The 17,468-nt window shown below is 62.8% G+C and carries 17 protein-coding genes; 11 read left to right on the top strand and 6 right to left on the bottom strand.

The annotated features are described in order from the left end of the window. The first annotated feature begins 98 nt into the window (after positions 1-98). A complete protein-coding gene (locus tag RGU41_RS14390) occupies positions 99-1,106 on the top strand; it encodes a LacI family DNA-binding transcriptional regulator (RefSeq protein WP_322136656.1) in 1,008 nt (335 codons plus the stop codon). An 81-nt stretch (positions 1,107-1,187) separates the two neighbouring features. Here RGU41_RS14390 and RGU41_RS14385 read toward each other — a convergent pair whose 3' ends face one another. Then, complete coding sequence (locus RGU41_RS14385) at positions 1,188-1,616, bottom strand: SDR family oxidoreductase (protein ID WP_322136655.1); 429 nt, start codon at positions 1,614-1,616, stop codon at positions 1,188-1,190. Positions 1,617-1,951: 335 nt separating this feature from the next. Here RGU41_RS14385 and RGU41_RS14380 point away from each other — a divergent pair, with 335 nt between their 5' ends. From RGU41_RS14380 to RGU41_RS14345, 8 genes are all read left to right on the top strand, one after another. Further along, positions 1,952-2,527: a TetR/AcrR family transcriptional regulator gene (locus RGU41_RS14380; protein ID WP_322136654.1), complete on the top strand. Its 576-nt coding sequence runs from the start codon at positions 1,952-1,954 to the stop codon at positions 2,525-2,527. A gap of 772 nt (positions 2,528-3,299) precedes the next feature. After that, positions 3,300-3,554, top strand: a complete 255-nt coding sequence (locus RGU41_RS14375; RefSeq protein WP_322136653.1) for a hypothetical protein — start codon at positions 3,300-3,302, stop codon at positions 3,552-3,554. A 250-nt stretch (positions 3,555-3,804) separates the two neighbouring features. Then, positions 3,805-5,244 (top strand): APC family permease, encoded by a 1,440-nt coding sequence (locus RGU41_RS14370; RefSeq protein WP_322136652.1) that lies wholly within the window; start codon positions 3,805-3,807, stop codon positions 5,242-5,244. A gap of 13 nt (positions 5,245-5,257) precedes the next feature. Further along, positions 5,258-6,355 (top strand): agmatine deiminase, encoded by a 1,098-nt coding sequence (gene aguA, locus RGU41_RS14365; RefSeq protein WP_322136651.1) that lies wholly within the window; start codon positions 5,258-5,260, stop codon positions 6,353-6,355. Between the two features lie 158 nt (positions 6,356-6,513). Further along, entirely contained in the window at positions 6,514-6,654 is a 141-nt protein-coding gene (locus RGU41_RS14360; protein WP_322136650.1) for a hypothetical protein, read from the top strand. Continuing rightward, complete coding sequence (argF, locus tag RGU41_RS14355) at positions 6,651-7,523, top strand: ornithine carbamoyltransferase (protein WP_322136649.1); 873 nt, start codon at positions 6,651-6,653, stop codon at positions 7,521-7,523. Before RGU41_RS14360 ends, argF begins: the two co-directional genes overlap by 4 nt. Before the next feature lie 9 nt (positions 7,524-7,532). Further along, the gene (arcC, locus tag RGU41_RS14350) at positions 7,533-8,471 is read left to right on the top strand and encodes a carbamate kinase (RefSeq protein ID WP_322136648.1); all 939 of its coding nucleotides are present in this window, start codon (positions 7,533-7,535) and stop codon (positions 8,469-8,471) included. A 314-nt stretch (positions 8,472-8,785) separates the two neighbouring features. Continuing rightward, positions 8,786-9,451: a TetR/AcrR family transcriptional regulator gene (locus RGU41_RS14345; RefSeq protein ID WP_322136647.1), complete on the top strand. Its 666-nt coding sequence runs from the start codon at positions 8,786-8,788 to the stop codon at positions 9,449-9,451. Between the two features lie 316 nt (positions 9,452-9,767). On the opposite strand, the gene RGU41_RS14340 is transcribed toward RGU41_RS14345, so the two are convergent. The 3 genes from RGU41_RS14340 to RGU41_RS14330 form a co-directional block, all read right to left on the bottom strand. Then, a complete protein-coding gene (locus tag RGU41_RS14340) occupies positions 9,768-11,069 on the bottom strand; it encodes an ISL3 family transposase (protein WP_322136646.1) in 1,302 nt (433 codons plus the stop codon). Between the two features lie 1,446 nt (positions 11,070-12,515). Next, complete coding sequence (locus RGU41_RS14335) at positions 12,516-12,821, bottom strand: hypothetical protein (protein WP_322136645.1); 306 nt, start codon at positions 12,819-12,821, stop codon at positions 12,516-12,518. A 201-nt stretch (positions 12,822-13,022) separates the two neighbouring features. Then, complete coding sequence (locus RGU41_RS14330) at positions 13,023-13,694, bottom strand: TetR family transcriptional regulator (protein WP_322136644.1); 672 nt, start codon at positions 13,692-13,694, stop codon at positions 13,023-13,025. Positions 13,695-13,817: 123 nt separating this feature from the next. On the opposite strand from RGU41_RS14330, the gene RGU41_RS14325 reads away from it, so the two are divergent. Together RGU41_RS14325 and RGU41_RS14320 are read left to right on the top strand one after the other, a co-directional pair. Further along, the gene (locus RGU41_RS14325; protein ID WP_322136643.1) at positions 13,818-14,861 is read left to right on the top strand and encodes a CocE/NonD family hydrolase; all 1,044 of its coding nucleotides are present in this window, start codon (positions 13,818-13,820) and stop codon (positions 14,859-14,861) included. Then, positions 14,836-15,555 carry a CocE/NonD family hydrolase C-terminal non-catalytic domain-containing protein gene (locus RGU41_RS14320; RefSeq protein WP_322136642.1) on the top strand — a complete coding sequence of 240 codons (720 nt, stop codon included), beginning with the start codon at positions 14,836-14,838 and terminating at the stop codon, positions 15,553-15,555. The genes RGU41_RS14325 and RGU41_RS14320 overlap by 26 nt, the downstream gene beginning before the upstream one ends. Positions 15,556-16,195: 640 nt before the next feature. Here RGU41_RS14320 and tatC read toward each other — a convergent pair. Both tatC and RGU41_RS14305 read right to left on the bottom strand, forming a co-directional pair. Continuing rightward, positions 16,196-16,948 carry a twin-arginine translocase subunit TatC gene (gene tatC, locus RGU41_RS14310; RefSeq protein WP_322136641.1) on the bottom strand — a complete coding sequence of 251 codons (753 nt, stop codon included), beginning with the start codon at positions 16,946-16,948 and terminating at the stop codon, positions 16,196-16,198. Positions 16,949-16,995: 47 nt separating this feature from the next. Next, positions 16,996-17,253: a twin-arginine translocase TatA/TatE family subunit gene (locus RGU41_RS14305; protein ID WP_322136640.1), complete on the bottom strand. Its 258-nt coding sequence runs from the start codon at positions 17,251-17,253 to the stop codon at positions 16,996-16,998. Positions 17,254-17,468 lie beyond the last annotated feature (215 nt).

Here is a 17,468-nt window from a genome sequence, read left to right as displayed (position 1 = left end):
GCTGCTGACGTTTGCCAACGTATGCAAAAGGATAGCGCGGAATTGCGTACGTTGCAAAGATAAGCTGGCACAACAGTTGTTCAGCTAGTGGAGGTCCGATGCCCGCAACGCTTAAAGACGTAGCTGATCACGCGAAGGTCTCCATGCGCACTGTGTCAAACGTGGTCAGCGGTTACGAACACGTCAGCAAAAAGATGCGTGAGCGCGTCATGACTGCGATCGCCGACCTTGACTATCGACCCAACCTCGTAGCACGTACCCTGCGCACCGGTCGCACGGGCGTGCTTGCGCTCGTCGTGCCCGAAATCGACGTTCCATACTTCAGCGAGCTCGCCCGGGATGTCATCCGGGCGGCGACTTCGTTCGGGTACCGGGTGATGATCGATCAGACAGGGCACGACCATGAACGCGAACGCGACTTGCTCGTTGGCGGTGACCGCAACATGCTCTTCGACGGCATCCTCTTCAGCCCACTCGCGACAAAAGCACAGCTCGATGCCGTGGAGGATCGCGTGACCCTGCCGTTCGTGCTGCTTGGCGAGCACGAGTTCGACGGCCGGTTCGATCACGTGGCCATCGATAACTTCAAGGCAGCGCAAGAAGCCACCATGCACCTGCTCGCTATAGGACGATCACGCATAGCCGCAATCGGAGAGCAACCCTTCGAGAGCTACGCGACCCCGCACCTTCGCACAGCGGGATACCTCGCTGCGCTCGATTCTGCTGGCATCGCTTCAGATGCGGACCTCATAAAGCCGGCCGTGCACTACCGCCGGGCCGACGGCTATGCGGCCACGCAACAGTTGCTCAAACTGCCAGATCGGCCCGACGCAATCTTCTGCTACTCCGACATCCTCGCCATGGGAGCGATGCGAGCCGTCTTCGACGCGGGGCTTATCGTCCCGAAAGACATAGCGATCATCGGTATCGACGACATCGAAGAAGGTCAATATTCACGCCCAACCCTCTCAACAGTGTCCCTGGACACCGAGTTCATAGCCCACCACGCCGTTGCCACTCTGGCCGCTCGTATCGACGATCCCGAGAGAACGGCTGAAGAAGTCGTAGCACCCCACTCCCTCAAAGTTCGAGAAAGTAGCGCCTAACCGGGCACCTCATATCCTCATCACGATGACGGGGGAACATGTGCTGCCTGACCAACGCCTGGCCAATGGCTCGGCTGGTCCTTAGTTGAAGACCATTCCGCCGTCGACGAGGATCGACTGTCCGGTGATGTAGTTGGAGTCGGGACCGGACAGGAAGGAGACGAGGCCGGCGACCTCGGAGGCTTCGGAGAGGCGGGCGAGAGTGATGCCGTTGGTGAACTGGTCCCAGCCCCACTCTTCGGGCTTGCCCGCGTCGGTTGCTACTTTTTTCGCCAGTTCCTCCATGAGGGGGGTCTTGACGATGCCGGGGGCGTAGGTGTTGACCGTGATGCCGAACTGGGCAAGGTCCCTGGCCGCTGTCTGAGACAAGCCACGAATGGCGAACTTCGTGGCCGAGTACAACGCAATGCCGGGGTTCCCGACGTGGCCGGCCTGGGAGGCGGCACTAATGATTTTTCCCCCGTGGCCGAGCTCTTTGAACGCCTTCGTGGCTGCCTGAATGCCCCACATTCCGCTGAGGTGGCCATGCTTATATCTGGGGGAGGGGTCGAGTCCGCGGAGTCTCGTTCTCCTGGGTTGGAACACACGCCGAGGGCCCACGCTCGCAGGGTGCCGCGGAAGGGCTTTCACGGCAGGCGGGGAGGGATGCTGGAGTATCAGACTAGGGTCCCGGCCGGCTGCGGCGGTAACCTGACATCACTTCCCGGCATTTCCCGGTGGGCAAGGGGCGCATGGTTCCGGTGGCTGGCATGAGCCGGGGTACCAAAAGGCGTCGATAACGAGAGCGAGCAACTATGGGCGAGACGCACGCGTCTACGACGACGAGCGGGCGGCAGGCAAGGTCGTTGACCGGAGAGCGCAAGCGGGAGCAGATCCTCGACGCTTCTGTACAGGTCTTTGGTACCGGTGGCGCAGCCGCTGTGACTCATCGTGCGGTCGCGAGGGTCGCTCGTGTGCCGCTTGGCTCGACGACCTACTACTTCACCGACCGCAACGACTTGTTACTGCAGACGATGGCCCACGCCCGGAGGACCGAGGCGGCCCGGCTCGCCGCGATCGTCGAGGCGCTGCATGGGGAGCTGACCGTCGAGCGCTCAGTCGAGGTGTTAACTGAGATGTTCTTCGATAAGACGGTCGCAGACCCGCTCTACGACCTTGCGCTGTTCGAGATGTTCATGGAAGCGACCCGGAACATCACAGTGCGAAACGAAGCGCGCGGCTGGTCGACCATGATTGGCGCTTTGGTCGACCGCGTCCTGCCCGCCAGCGAACCGACAGTGCCTCGTGCGACCGTCGTGCAGATCGTCGCGTGCTTAATTGACGGCTTGATGCTTGAGGCCGTGTCCAACGGACAGCTGAGCGTTGCCGACCTCGCCGAGCGGCTTCAGATTGTTGTTGAGCGGTTGTGCCTACGGCTCTAGAGTCCTGCACCTGAAATTTTCTGGTTGTGTTGCAGAACGGAACGCGTTTCGAACTGGACGTCCGAAGACCGAGCTGATTCCTAGGGGCGAAGCGCGGCAGCGGTTATTGCGCTGGGTGAGGCGGCGAAGTCCTCGCAGGGTTTGGCGTTGCGGTCACGGATCGTGCTCGGTCGCGTGAGGGCCTGAATAAGCAACAGGGTGCAGGGCGGGCGCTGTTCGCCGAACGCAGTCAGTAAGTGGCGTGCCCGCTTCCTGGACTCTCGACTGGATGCGTTGGTCGATGAGCCGCGCCCGAGACGCCCGGCAACGATCGCGGCCGAGCAGGTCGAGGCAGCCGTTGTGGCAATTGGAGTCAACGTCGGAGAATGCCGACCGTAGTGGATTGTCGAGATTGTCGATCGGGCGGATCTGGAAGGCACTTGAGCTGAAGCCCACTGAGACAAGTTCAAGCTCACGAACGATCCGCTGAGTATCTTAAAGCCCTGAGCGCCACACAATCGGGTGGTTCAGCGCCGGGGATTGTGCGAGAGTCCGCCAGCAGTTGCGTGGTTTGGCACCGCTGACGCGCTCGGTCGCGTGAATAGACGGTCACGAGTGCTGCATGCTCGCGCATGTTGTAGTTGCCGGTCTCGACCCAGATCCGGACTGGTTTGGGTCGGCGTCAACACGGGCGCAGCGTCCCACCTTTCAAGCCGCGTATCGGCAACATCGACCCATGGTCAAAGGTGCGCTTGCTTGGATGACTCGCCGCGCGCCGTGCCCCCTACCGGGCGTGACGAAAAACAACGCCTGGTGGGTGAACCGGGCCGCTGAAATCAGCCTCAAACGGCTCCTCGAACTCGGACTCGCCACCTCCCACCCCGCCAGGCAACGGCCATGGGAGCTGCCCGGATTAGCCGCTCGGCCCGAAGTCATCAACGCGTCCAGACAGCCACCGGCCCCGCTCGAACTACGCACCGCTCTTCGTGTCATCGACACCCGCGTGAACTCTTACATCGCCCGGGAGCGACTGGGGAACGCCGCCTGAAAACTCAAGACAAACGCCAAAGATCTGACCCCAAGGATCGCTAGGTGCACCAGCGCACAGATGTGTTACGTTAAAGAACAAAGGTTGTACGTTTGTACACGTTGGACAAATCCCGTCTTTGGCAGCGTTCGGCCTTCGAACAATTTCGTTCAGCGGTATGTCAAGTAAAGGATCAACAGCAATGACAATGCAGTCAGATAGTCCTCCGACAGGCGCCGCCGACCCAGCGAAGGGACGTCCGACCTTCCGAATGTTCGACATGGTCCTGTTCTCCGTGGCCGCGATGCTGTTGCTCTCGCAGCTGACCGTAACGGCCGCCGTCGGGCCGACGGCGATTTTCTGGACCGTCGCGATCATTATCTTGTTCTTTGTCCCCTACGGCCTGGTCACGAGTGAGCTCGGCTCGGCTTACCCGGATGCCGGCGGCATCTACGCCTGGGTCGTGCGAGCGTTCGGCAACCGTTGGGGGAGCCGGGTTTCCTGGTGGTACTGGCTCAACGTGGGCTTGTGGGTACCGAGCGTTTACTTGATGTTCTCGGGTGCGATCTCGTCGATGTTCTTCGGTGGGCACCTGAACTTTTGGATCCAGGTAGCAATTACCGTCACTCTGATCTGGATCAACTACTGGGTCAACGCCCATAGCCTGAAGATCGGCACCTGGGTATCAAACCTCGGAGCCGGCATCACGATCGTCGTCATAGTAGCGCTCGTCATTGCCGGCGGGATCTACGCTTCGGCGAACGGCTCGGCAACCTCCTGGACACTGGACACGCTTATTCCTACGGATGCACTGCCCGCGTTTATCGCAGCGCTACCGATTGTGATCTACAACTTCCTCGGCTTCGAGCTGATGTCGTCCGCCTCGACACAGATGGCCAACCCGCAGCGCGACGTACCCAAGACGATCTTCATCGCCGGCGTCCTCATCGGAGGGTTTTACCTCCTCGCGACCGTTGGCATGCAGCTCATCCTCCCAGCCGATGAAATATCTAAAACCACCGGCCTAATCGACGCCCTCCGTCACGGATTCGGCGACTCACCCATTGCCAACGCGGTCGTGACGATCCTCGGCATTGGTGCACTATTCTGCTTCTTTGCCAGTCTGGTGCCATGGACTATCGGCGCGAACCTCGCCGCCGCCGAGGCTGCCCAGCAGGGCGACCTGCCCAAGGCGTTCGCCCGGACACACCCAACCCGTGGCACTCCGGTCGGCGCAGCGATGCTCTGCTCCATCGTCGGGACGGTTTTCACTGTCGGGTACGCGGCGTTGTTCTCCGTGACCGACGGCGCGATCGACGCTCTCTTCTGGAACCTGTTCGCCTTCTCTTCAGTCATCTTCCTGCTGCCCTACATCGTGATGATGCTGGCGTTCGCCAAGCTCCGGCGTATCGACGCGGGCCGGCCGCGGCCCTACCGAGTCCCGGGCGGTCCAATTATGACGTGGCTGATGACGTGGATCCCGGTGGTCCTGCTTGGGGCAGCCGCGGTGTTCTTCGTCTGGAACCCCTACGATTATTCGCTCACGGTGACCGGGTCGATCCTGATCGGCCTCGTCGTGACGGTCGCCTTCCAGGAGTACTTCTGCGCCAAGTCGCCCGAGTGGACACGCCAGCGGGCCATCGAGCGCGGCGAGGACCCGACACTTCCAGCTCCTTCCCAGGCGCCCAACTCTGACCTCATTCAATCTTGAAAGGCTGCTTCTTATGACTCTTACTCTCGATTCCACCCCCGGCTCAGACGGCTACCGGATGCCGGCGGAGTGGGCTCACCACAGCGGTTGCTGGTTGATCTGGCCCGAGCGCCCGGACAATTGGCGCCTCGGCGGCAAGCCGGCGCAGGCCGCGTTCGCCCGGGTAGCGACGGCGATCTCCGGTACGGAGGCCGTGACTGTCGCTGTCTCCGCCCGGCAGTACGACAACGCCCGCAGCGAGCTCGGTGAGCATATCCGGATCGTCGAAATGTCCAACGATGACTCCTGGATCCGGGATTGCGGGCCGACCTTCGTCGTGAATGATGTTGGAGACGTGCGCGGCGTTGACTGGGACTTCAACGCTTGGGGCGGCCTCGTGGATGGGCTCTACTTTCCTTGGGCGGCCGACGACGCCGTCGCGGGCAAGGTGCTGGAGATCGAGGGTGTGGTCCGGTACAAGGCCTCGTTCGTGCTCGAAGGAGGATCGATCGATGTCGACGGCGAGGGAACGCTCCTGGTGACGGAGGAGTGCCTGCTGTCGCCCGGGCGCAACCCCGACCTGACCCAGGAAGACCTCGAGAGGCTGCTGCATAGTTATCTCGGTGTCGACGTCATCATCTGGTTGCCTTTTGGGGTCTACCTCGACGAGACGAACGGACACGTGGACAACTTCTGCCGGTTCGTCGCGCCAGGCAAGGTCATGCTGACGTGGACAGACGACCGGACAGACCCGCAGTACGCCCGTTCGGCGGCCGCGCTGGAGGTCCTCGAAAACGCCGTGGACGCCCGCGGTCGCACGCTCGAGGTCGTCAAACTCCACCAGCCCGGTCCGATCTTCATCACCGCCGAGGAGTCCGGCGGAGTCGACTCGATCGCCGGCACTCTGCCGCGCGGAGCCGGTGATCGGCTGGCCGGCTCCTACGTGAACTCATATATTGGCAACGACGTCGTCGTGCTGCCGATCTTTGATGATCCCCATGATGACGCGGCGGTCGCGGCCTACACCGAGCTGTTCGCGCCGCGCCGGGTCGTCACGGTACCAGGCCGGGAGATCCTGCTCGGCGGCGGCAACGTTCATTGCATCACCCAGCAACAGCCCTCCGGCGACTAGTCGGCCGACGGCGGCCGACCCTACCGGGGCACCGCCACTTTCCCCCTTTTTCCGCATCTTTGGTACGACTCGCCCATTCGCTGGCGACCGCCCGTGCCTCGCCATGCCCTCAAACGCGCCCAACAAGCCCCGCGTCGACCCTTTCAAAGGAGACCATTATGACCGCACGTAACTTCATCGATACCCAGGACCTCACCAAAGACGAGGTGCTCGATATCGTCCATCTCGGCCTCGCCCTCAAGCGGTGTGTCGCGGTGGGCTACTTCCCCCGCTGTTGCACGGCCGCACTCTCGGGATGATCTTCGAGCAGTCCTCTACCCGGACCCGGGTCTCGTTCCAGACCGCGATGTCACAGCTTGGCGGACACGCCCAGTACCTAGCGCCTGGCCAGATCCAGCTCGGTGGGCACGAGTCGATCGAGGACACCGCCCGCGTGCTGTCCCGATTGGTGGACGTCGTTATGGCGCGGGTCGCGCGGCACGCGACGGTCGTGGAACTCGCGAAGTACTCGACGATCCCCGTGCTCAACGGCATGTCCGACTACAACCACCCAACGCAGGAGATCGGCGATCTCATTACGATGGTCGAGCACTTGCCGAAGGGCAAGCGCCTCGAGGATTGCAAGGTCGTCTTCGTCGGCGACGCCACCCAGGTCTGCGCCTCCCTGATGATGATCACCACGAAGATGGGCATGCAGTTCGTTCAGTTCGGTCCGAAGGCCTTCCAGCTCCGCGAAGAGATGCAGGCGATCGGTCGCCAGAACGCCGTCGTGTCGGGTGGCAGTATCGTCGTGACCGACGATGCTTCGAAGGCTTTGGCTGGCGCAGACTTCGTCTATACCGACGTCTGGTACGGCGACTACGAGGCCGAGCTGGGCGAGGAGGCGCGCCTGGCCGCCTTCATGCCGAAGTACCAGGTGAACCCCGAGCTCATGGCCTTGGCCGAGCCGGACGCGAAATTCATGCACTGCCTGCCCGCCACCCGCGGTGAAGAGGTCACCGATGGGGTCCTCGACTCGGAAGTCTCGCTGGCCTTCGACGAGGCGGGCAACCGACTTACGGCACAGCGCGCGCTGCTCGTGTACTTCCTACGTCCCGAGGTTGCGAACTCGATCAAGGTCGACGCTGCGAAGGCAGAGCTCGGGACCCTGCTCGCCGAAATTCTGTAGAGGTCCGACATGTCACGCATCGTGATCGCCCTGGGCGGAAACGCCCTGGGCAGCACCGCAACGGAGCAGCGCGCCTGCATCGACGAGGCCACTCCCTCGCTCGTCGGTCTAATCGCCCAGGGGCACGAAATCATCGTGTCTCACGGCAACGGCCCGCAGGTCGGGGCTATCAGCCTCGCATTCGAGATCGCATCGCAACACACCGACCGGGTGACCCCTATGGACCTGGCCGAGTGCACCGCGATGAGCCAGGGGTACATCGGGTATCACCTGCAACAGGGGATCGCGAAGGAGCTCCGGCGGGTCGGCATGCCCTGGCACGTCGCCTCCGTCGTGACACAGGTGGAGGTGGCCGCCGACGACCCCGCATTCGCGCATCCGACCAAACCGATCGGCGGCTTCTATGACGAGGCCGATGCACGGGCACTGATGGCCGGGCGGCCAGGTCTTGTCATGGCCGAGGATTCCGGGCGAGGGTGGCGGACCGTCGTCGCGTCACCGCGCCCGGTAGACATCGTTGAGCGTGATTCGATCCTCAACCTGCTCGATCACGAGTTCATCGTGGTCGCGTGCGGCGGGGGTGGCATCCCCGTGGCCCGGGACAAGGCGGGCGAGCTGCACGGTGTTCCGGCCGTCATCGACAAGGACTTCGCCTCGGCGAAGCTCGCCGAAGTAGTCGGGGCGGACGTTTTCTTCATCCTCACGGCCGTGGACCGGGTCGCAATCGGCTTCGGCACGCCCCAGCAGCGCGACCTGGAAAAGCTCGACCTTGCCGAAGCGCGGCGCTACCTGGACGACGGACAGTTCGGCGCTGGCTCAATGGCTCCTAAGGTCCAGGCCGCGATCAATTTCGTGGCTAGCGGCCCCGGGCGGACCGCGGTGATCTGCTCGCTCAAGAACGCCCCGCTCGCTATGAAGGGTCAGAGCGGGACGGTGATCCACAGGTAGCAGTATTTCGCCAGTGCGCGTAACCGGGGCGGCAACCGCCCACCGTTTGCCCGGCGCGGATAGTCGTGTTCGGCTACGTGATCGCAAGCGAGGGGGCTGCTCGCGTTGACATGGATCAGATGGTGCTCGCTGTTGGGGCGGCGTCCTGGCCGCGATCAGCGACACCAGCAGGCGATCTCTCTCATCGTGGACCAGCCCGGCGGCCACCACCGTTTGAGCTGAGGAGAACCGGATCCGAAATCAGGATCACGCAAAAGCCATACAATTGACCAAGCGATCAATAAACCCGACGTAAAACTAGACATTGGGCTGTCATGTCAACTCTTCCGAGTCGGGCCAAGCGAAAGAGCCGCGCCGAGCGCGCCGCCGAGATCGGGCGCACGGCTCGGGAGATCGCCCGCTACGACGGCCTGGACGCCATCACGCTCCGGGCGATTGCGCTGCGCATCGGCGTGACGTCCGCGCTGGTCAGCCACTATCAGCCCAGCATGGAGGGGCTTGTTGCGTCGACATTCGGCTCGATCGTTTCCGCCGAGCTCGCCGAGGTCCAGCGGGAGCTGGCGGCAATGCCGAGCGCCGTCGAGGCCCTGCGCGCCTTGATCCGAGACCTCCTCGGACCCGAGCGCAGCACGGTCACGAGTCTCTGGTTGGACGCGTGGAGCGTCGCGCGACGAAACGCGGCCCTAGCCCGCGAGGTCGCGGTGCAGATGGACGCCTGGCAGGAGTTCTTGGTCAGCGTGCTGAACCGCGGCTGCGCGCGCGGTGAGTTCGCCGTCGCCGACCCCGGTGCCCTGGCCTGGCAGCTGCTCGCGATCATCGACGGCCTCGACGCCCACGCCGTGATGCACCACGGCGACGCGCGCGACCAGCGCGACCTCGTGCGCACGATCGCCGAACACGAGCTCGGCCTGCCCACAGGAACACTAGCGCCGGCGTACCTTATTGACCGTGGGCGCCCTCTGAAGGGCACGTCGCACTAGTAGCTCGACGTCGCGGCTGTGGGCTACGCCAGCGCATAGAGACGGGGCCTTAGCAGGTCCGTGATGACGACACTGTCGCTTGCGTCGAGGGCGTCGAGGGCGCGATCGCAGTTCGGCTGCGAGGCTCCATCGCCGGAAACGTCGCTGTCGACGTGAGGGTCATCACGCCGGAAACCAGCGGCCAGAAGGTCCACCACTTACCGGTCGGTGAATTGATGGCGCGTCGATACGCGGGCGTAACCGATCAGCTTCATCACCATCCTCTTGGCTGCCTCATAACTAACGGTGAATACGGCTCTCCTGACTCTTCCGTGGGTTAGTCCCGGCCGGGAAGCACGGGTTTGTGCCCGCCGAGGCTGAGCATTGCGAGGGCGATGAGGGCCTCGGGTGATTTGAAGCCGAACGCGATGCGGGTCATGAGGCGGATCTTGGTGTTCATGGATTCGACGCGGCCGTTGGAGAGGCTGTGCTCGATGGAGGCCAGGATCGCGGTGCGGTGTTTCACGATGCTCTTCTGCAGTTTCACGAAGGACGGGATGCGGCAGCGGCGAGCCCAACCAACCCATTTGTCGAGAGCTTCGGTCGCTTCCTCGAGAGGCAGTTTGAAGATCACACGGAGGCCTTCCTTCAGGTAGTACGCCCGAACCAGCCGGGGGTCGGTCTGCACGATCCAGGCGAGCTTCGTTTGTTGCTTCTCGGTCAGGTTTTCCGGGTTCTTCCAAAGCGCGTATCGGCAGTTCTTGATGCCCGTCGCCCGGGCGCTGTCTGGGCGTGCCGGGGCGTCGGCTGGGGGCCGGCCGCGAGTGCGTCGGGCATCGTTGTGCCGGGCGGCTTTGCGGGCCTCGTTCCACGCGCCCCGGCGGACTTCATCGAGGGCCTCGGTGGCCCATTTCACGACGTGGAACGGATCAGCGCAGCGAACAGCGTTCGGCGCTCGTTCCGCGACAACACTGGCGATCCAGGCCGCACCGTCCGCGGAAACATGCGTGATCAGTGCCGAACGCTCCGGCCCCAACGCATCAAAAAACGTCTCGAGGGTGGCCTTGTCCTGGCCTGGTGCCGCCCAGACGAGACGGCCAGAATCGTGGTCCACGACGCAGGTCAAGTACTTGTGGCCGCGCTTGTAACTGATCTCGTCAATCCCGATCCGGGTGAGGCCCGCGAACTGGTCGAACTGCTTCTCCGTATCTGCCCAAACCCGGGTGATGATCGCGCCCACGGTGCGCCACGCGATGCGCATCAGCACGGTGATGGCGGACTTGGATGTTTGCGTGGCCAGCCACGCGACCTGGTCATCGAAGAACAAAGTGTGCCCGCTCTGATGCCGGGCCCACGGCACGGCGGCGACCGTCACGCCATGCACCCGGCAGCTCACCCGCGGCGCCGCAGCTTCTAAGTGGATTTGCACCGAGCCGGCGTCCAGGGATCGCCAGCGGCGCCGCCCGTCACCGGCGTCGTAGCGCGGGCAGCGCTTCCGGCAGGCCCCGCACCGGTTCCGCATCGATGCCGTTGGGCGCACCGACGCGACCAGCATGCCCGTATCCGCGTCGAGATCGACCGCTTCGACGATGGTTTTGTCGACTCCGAGCAGAGTCCGCCATAGTGTTGAGTTTTGCACGCCGTTTTCTCGTCCCTGTGTTTCTTGCCTTTGTCAGTTAGAAACCTAGACGGAGAGCGGCGTGCACTCGTTAAGGCGCTCGGAAACCACCCACGGTAACGTCAGGAGAGCCCTTTAAACGCCTCAATCCCTACCTCATACCCTCCGGAGCCTCACAGTCGGAAGACATCGACTAAGGAGCGCTCCGCGTGAGTACACGCCCATGATTTCTTCAGTACCTGTGATATAGATCTCCTCGCGTCCGATCGGGAAAGTATCGCGGTCGAAGCTGTGCCATAGAACCGCTGCCGTCGTCGTTGGCACCGATTGACCTCGTGGAACTGCGATCTCCGCGCGCGGCGGAATCGCGTCGATGAGACCGTGGTGTGCCAGCGCGCCGGCCAGTCACAGGGTGGCGTCGGGCCTGCATTTCACGATTTCGAGCAGGACGAGATGGAGGCCATCCAAAGTCTCCGCCACGAGGCTCTCAAGTTCGTCGACGGGAGCGCCCAGAGGATTATTTGGCAGAGCGTAGAGGATGTGCGCGAAAGTGCCGAAAATCTGCCCAGTGATTCACCAGCCTGTGAGTTATAGGAACAACCCGCCACGAATCACCCCCTGCATCCCTTGAAAACACTGGGATGTGGGGGTTTTCTTTTCCCGCAAAACCCCGCAGGGCAACACTTTGGCAACCACCGTCAGAAGTGCGGCCTGATTCTGCCAGCTTCTGAGCGGCTGTGACCTGGCCGTCACAGAGCAGGGGCCGTCGAACCGTGACCGGACGGTCAGGAGGAGCTGAAGTTGAGCCCGCCACGTACTGAACGCCATAAGCGCTTCCGCATCTTGTCCAACGTCGCCTTCGGTTTCACCTTGGGCTTCACGCTCCTGGTCATTGGTACGGCCGGCTTCTCGACCCCGTTGTCTCATGGACTTGTGTTCGAGTTTTTGTTTGGCTCGATAGCTGCGGGAGTCGTCCTTCGACTCCGCTCGAATCCGGACTATGACCGTCCCAAAGGTTGAGAGAACGAGAAGCGGGATCTACAGCACTCAGTCTCTTAGCGTTCCAAGGCGCAATGGGAGACGAGGCGATCTAAGGATGCGTTAGGGGTAATCAGTCGATGCTGAGCGAGCGCGCGTCGTCGAGGGCGTCGGCCACGAGGTCGAGGTCGTCGTCGAAGAAGTCGTCGTAGGAGTCGAGGGTCGCCGCTACCACCCGCGGTGCTGTCGGTGCTGCACTTGGGCAGGTTCACGTTCTCCGTCCTTCCGGTCACGTGGAAAATGACCGCTTCATTGTGATTTCACCCAAATGGCAAGCGTGAATGCTCACCGCAAACGAATCGAACAGGCATACCCCGTGTGACACGCTTGGACCGTATGACGGGACAGAAGCCCCCGCTCACGCCGATTCAGGGGCCATAATTTGGCACTCGATCGGGACAAATTGAGACAAAATTAGCCAACAGGCGATTAGGTCTCGCCCCAAAAAAGAGAGGACGAGTCTCGACGGGCGCTGCCGTCTATCCATTTCCCGCTCTCGCACCGCAGTGCTACCGCGTGCGGGCGGAGCGGGACGTGGAATTCGGCGAAGTCGACTTCCTCCCGTGTGTCGTCATAGCGTGCGGAGCGGATGAAGAGGGAGAGCACGTCGCTGTAGTGTTCGAGTTTGGGGTGCTGGTGGCCGGCGAGCAAGTCCTCTTGGAGGAGGGGGTACAGATCCCATGCATCGGCGAGCTCGGCGACGTTCCCGAGCGTCGGGGCGGGGTATAAGCGCATGGGCATCCTGTCCGTACAGGTGCGAGCAAATTCCAGTGCGTCGGAGGCCGTCGCGCCAGACGGGGCCGCTGTTGGCAGTCCTCGGTTCACATAGCGGGTCAGGAACGACGCCTCGGCCGGTCCCGGGGGTGGGCGGTGCGGCGCTTCGTCGTCCGGCATGTTCCGCCGAACTCGCGATCGCCCGACGGCTCCGCCAGGGATTCATAGCTGCCGCCCTTCCGAATCCTGGCTTCTGCGTGGGCCTGTGCTGAGGTGCGTGGCTGCTGCTGTGGGAACGAGGATCTGTTGGATCGCTGGTCCGACGACGGCGACGAGCGTTTCGGTGTCCGCTGCGACGAGCGTGGGTACTCCGATGATGCGACGTCCGGTGACGATGCCGACGAGCATCGAGGAGGCGAGGCCAGCTCGGAGGACGGCGTCGGGGTCGAGGCGGTCGCGGGTGCCGACGAGCAGGCGGGACTGGATGAAGTCGCGCAGCTGCCCGCTCGCGGTGTCGTTGACGATCGCGCCGCGGAGCATCGCCATCAGCGGCTCCGACTCCTCGGCCACGCCTTCCCACGCGCTCAGGTAGGCGCGGACGACCCGTTCACCGAGGTGCTTGTCCGGCCCCTCAAATGCGGTACTGAAACGCTCCAGCGCCGCTGGGGTGATGGCCATCACCCCAGCGAACAATTCATCCTTCGACCGGAAATACTGCATCACCTGGGATGCATCCACCCCAGCGTCCAGAGCAACAAGCCGGATCGTGGTGGCGGCGAATCCTTCCCGGGCGAAACGAGCCCGGGCGGCCTTGAGCACCACTGCCCGGGTGTTCACGCCACCAGGTCGACGCCCGCGCCGCACGGTCGGTGTTGGCTGCTTCTGTATCGTCATCAACTCAATATAGCTCTTTCGCGCTTATTTTCTCAACGCTTGTTGAGTTTCTGAGTTTTTGGGCGTACGCTCGCACCGGCCCGAGAGTCGATCCCAGGATCACGAAACCAGAGGAGCTCCGCGATGAGCGAAGAACAGAGAATGTACGTCCCTTCCACCCCGCTGCCCCCGGCGCGCACCGGAGCGCTAACCGCGTTCGATCCCGGAACCCGAACCCTCCAGGCGGGCTTTCAGATCGCCCCGCAGTTCAAGCCGCTGCCAGTCGATATCCTGTTCGAGAAGGACGTGCCCGTGCAGATGCGCGACGGTGTCACCATCTACGCCGACGTCTTCCGGCCCGCCAGATCCGAGAAAGTCCCAGTCATCATGGCCTGGAGCCCCTACGGTAAGGCCCAGGGCTCCTCACTCGCCGTAATGGGCGTGTTCGGCTTGGTGGGTCTGGACAACTCGATCGTCTCCGGACTGGAAAAATTCGAAGGCGCCGATCCGGCGTATTGGGTCGCCCAGGGCTATGCGATCTGCAACCCGGACATGCGAGGCATCGTCGACGGCGAGGGCAGCAGCGTGCTCTGGGACCGACAAGACGGCCGCGACTGCTATGACGTCATCGAGTGGCTGGCGGAGCAGGAGTGGTGCACAGGCAAGGTCGGTATGAGCGGAACCTCCTACCTCGCGGTTTCGCAGTGGTTCGCCGCCGCCGAGCAGCCGCCTCACCTGGCGGCGATCAACCCGTGGGAGGGCGTCAGCGACGTTTACCGCGACCTGGTGATGCGCGGCGGCATGCCCGATACCGGCTTCGCCCGCCAGCTCCAGGAAGGCAGTTTCTTCGGCAAGAACCAAAAAGAAGACATCATCGGCGAGGTCGAAAAGTATCCGCTCGTCAACGACCTGTGGGAGAACAAAATCCCCGCGTTCGACAAGATTACGGTGCCGGCATACGTGGTGGCCAGCTATTCGAACACTCTCCACACCGCCGGAACCTTCCGCGCGTGGCGCCGGATGGCGTCGGAGGAGAAATGGCTGCGCATCCACAACACCCAGGAATGGCCCGACTATTACGACGAACAGCACCAGGACGAGCTGCGCCGCTTCTTCGACCACTTCCTCAAAGACCACGACAATGGCTGGGAGCAGACCCCCCGTGCGCTATTCACTGCTCGACCTTGAGGGTGGCGACCGGATCGATATCCCCGCCGACCAGTTTCCACCGGCCGACTCCGTGCCGACGAAGTTCTACCTCGACGGCCGCTCTCGCGCGCTGACCATCACGGCGCCCGGCGCCGAGGTGCCGGTGGCGTACACCGTGGCGGCTAACCCGGACGCCGTGTCTTTTCTCACGCGCTTTGCCGACGAAACGGTGCTGGCGGGCTACCCGAAGGCGCGCCTCTTCGTCGAAGCCCGTGACTGCGACGACATGGACATTTTTGTGCTCGTGCAGAAGCTCGACGCCTACGGCACACCATTGGAAGCGTTCACGGTTCCGAATCAGAGCGCAATCGCACACGACCTCACCGACCGTGGTGCGACGATTCTGAAATACAAAGGCTCAGACGGTCGACTGCGGGTCTCGCTGCGTCACCTCGACGAGACGCTGTCGACGGATGAAGTGCCCACACACACCTTCGACCGGGTCGAGAAGCTCGCACCCGGCGAGATCGTCGAGATAGAAATCGACCTGTTGCCGGTCGGGCTGGTGTTCCACCCGGGCGAGCAGCTGCGCTTCGTAGTCAGCTCCCGCAACCTGCTCGGCACGATGATGCCCGGTATCCGCGAGTACGTCGGCGCGAACAGCGGCCAGCACGTTGTTCACACCGGAGGCGAGCACGCCTCATACCTGCAGCTGCCCCTGCAATCGCGATAGCCGGTCCGAGTACCGATAGGGAGCGCTCACCGAGCGTTCCCTATGCGATTTTCGGTGTAACTCCTGACACAGGCCTTGACCCCGGAGAGTGGACACCTCACAAGAGAGAATGTTCACTCCCCGGGGTCAGCGCCAAAGACTTGACAGACCCCGCCGACGGTATGGTGCGGCAGCCCTGAGAACGGAGTCGGGCTATTGTGTGCGCATGTTTGGTTTGACGTTTGAGAAGCTGGTGTTGATCGGAGTGGTGGCGGTCTTTTTGCTGGGCCCGGACAGGCTCCCGCATTACGCAGCAGTGTTGGGTCGTGTGGTGCGGCAGTTGCGGATGTTGGCGTCGGGGGCGTCGGATCGGTTGCGAGATGAAATGGGCCCAGACTTTGACGACGTCGACTGGAAGAAGTACGACCCACGCAAGTACGACCCCCGCCGGATCATCAGGGATGTCCTCCTGGATGCTGGCGACGTAGCGCCCCATGTTCCGAGCCCACCCCGGCGACCGAGCGCCGACCCGCTTTCCCCGTCCAGCGGCGCGGCAGACACGATCTCGCCGGTACCAGCGGCGGCACCGCCGGAGTCCGGACCCCCCAGTCAGTCCCGCCGGGGTCTGACGACGCTCGTTGATGTTGCGAACTTCATCAGGCTACGCGGTCATACCTGCCTCCGCGTCGCGGGTGCGTTTGGCGAGTCGGCGGTCGTGGAGAGAGGCGATGCCGTAGGCGGCGAAGTAGAGCAGCACCATCGGGATGGCCAGAAGGAACATAGAGACGACGTCCGCGGCGGGGGTGGCGATAGCGGTGAACAGGATAATGATCAGGCACGCGATTCGCCAGGACTTGATGATGGAGTGGGCGCTGATAACGCCGGCGAAGTTCAGCAAAACGAGGAAGACCGGAAGGACGAACGCGACTCCGATCGCGACGACGAGTTTCAGGACGAAGTCGAAGTAGTTTTGGGCGTTGATGAACGCGGCGTCCTGGGTGGGGGCAAATCCGGTCATGAGTTCCACGACGTGGGGGAGGACGTACCAGCCTGCAGCACAGCCGGCCAGGAAAAGGGGAACGGCGGTGAAGAAAAACCCGAAGGTGTAGCGCTTCTCGGTGCGTGTCAAGCCCGGCATCAAGAACGCGAAGACCTGGTACAGCCACACCGGGCTCGACACGACCAGGCCCACGTAGAGGGAGATTTTCAGTTTCAGGTCGAACGCGGACGTGATATCGGGGTAGTTGATCTGGGCGTTCCGATGCTGCGCATGCACGATCGCGTAGATCGGCTCTCGGAGCGCGTCCCACACGAATCCAGAAAGAAACCAGCCTGCCAGGGCGCCGATCAGGATCCCGGCCGCCGCGAAGAACAGGCGCTTTCGCAGTTCCAGAAGATGCTGGCCCAGGGTCATCTGCCCGTTCGGGTCCGCACGCGAGCGAGCGCCAACGAACATGATGCCTACGGCGCCGGAGGCGGCCCGGCCGGGCCCGACGGTGTCGCGCTCTGCGCGCTGCGCCCTGGCGGGGCGGGCGCCGGGACGGAGGTGTCTGGGACGGGCGTGTCGTAGACGTCTGGTTCCGTTTTGATCTCAGCCTTGAGGATCTTCATCGACTGCCCCACACTGCGCGCCAGCCCGGGAAGTTTGGGTGCGCCAAAAAGCAGCAAAATGATCGCGAGGATGATCAGGAAATGCCATCCAGTCAAATTCCCCAACATATGGTGTGTCCTCTCAGTTCTGAGAATGTCTCAGCAACCTACACCGTCAAGGCGCGTTCGGGTCAGGGGAAGGAGCGTTATATTGCAGCAAAAGGCAAAGTCGATTCCCAAGAGCATGAAGTTTTCATCTTCTGAAATCATGAGGTTGTCTCATCTTCCGTACGCGTTGGGCGCCAGTTAGCCTTTTGAAGTCACCGTTACCTGACTGTGATGCG

Origin of the sequence: Cryobacterium sp. 10C3, assembly GCF_034314285.1 — a bacterium.
In the GTDB taxonomy this organism is placed as follows: domain Bacteria; phylum Actinomycetota; class Actinomycetes; order Actinomycetales; family Microbacteriaceae; genus Cryobacterium; species Cryobacterium glucosi.
This window is presented reverse-complemented; position numbering and strand designations above follow the sequence as displayed.

Coding starts and splice junctions, on each gene's coding strand:
- RGU41_RS14390 (WP_322136656.1), top strand. CDS start 99: ATGCCCGCAACGCTTAAAGACGTAGCTGATCACGCGAAGGTCTCCATG.
- RGU41_RS14385 (WP_322136655.1), bottom strand. CDS start 1,616: ATGTGGGGCATTCAGGCAGCCACGAAGGCGTTCAAAGAGCTCGGCCAC.
- RGU41_RS14370 (WP_322136652.1), top strand. CDS start 3,805: ATGTTCGACATGGTCCTGTTCTCCGTGGCCGCGATGCTGTTGCTCTCG.
- aguA (WP_322136651.1), top strand. CDS start 5,258: ATGACTCTTACTCTCGATTCCACCCCCGGCTCAGACGGCTACCGGATG.
- RGU41_RS14360 (WP_322136650.1), top strand. CDS start 6,514: ATGACCGCACGTAACTTCATCGATACCCAGGACCTCACCAAAGACGAG.
- argF (WP_322136649.1), top strand. CDS start 6,651: ATGATCTTCGAGCAGTCCTCTACCCGGACCCGGGTCTCGTTCCAGACC.
- arcC (WP_322136648.1), top strand. CDS start 7,533: ATGTCACGCATCGTGATCGCCCTGGGCGGAAACGCCCTGGGCAGCACC.
- RGU41_RS14345 (WP_322136647.1), top strand. CDS start 8,786: ATGTCAACTCTTCCGAGTCGGGCCAAGCGAAAGAGCCGCGCCGAGCGC.
- RGU41_RS14335 (WP_322136645.1), bottom strand. CDS start 12,821: ATGCGCTTATACCCCGCCCCGACGCTCGGGAACGTCGCCGAGCTCGCC.
- RGU41_RS14330 (WP_322136644.1), bottom strand. CDS start 13,694: ATGACGATACAGAAGCAGCCAACACCGACCGTGCGGCGCGGGCGTCGA.
- RGU41_RS14325 (WP_322136643.1), top strand. CDS start 13,818: ATGAGCGAAGAACAGAGAATGTACGTCCCTTCCACCCCGCTGCCCCCG.
- tatC (WP_322136641.1), bottom strand. CDS start 16,948: ATGACCCTGGGCCAGCATCTTCTGGAACTGCGAAAGCGCCTGTTCTTC.
- RGU41_RS14305 (WP_322136640.1), bottom strand. CDS start 17,253: ATGTTGGGGAATTTGACTGGATGGCATTTCCTGATCATCCTCGCGATC.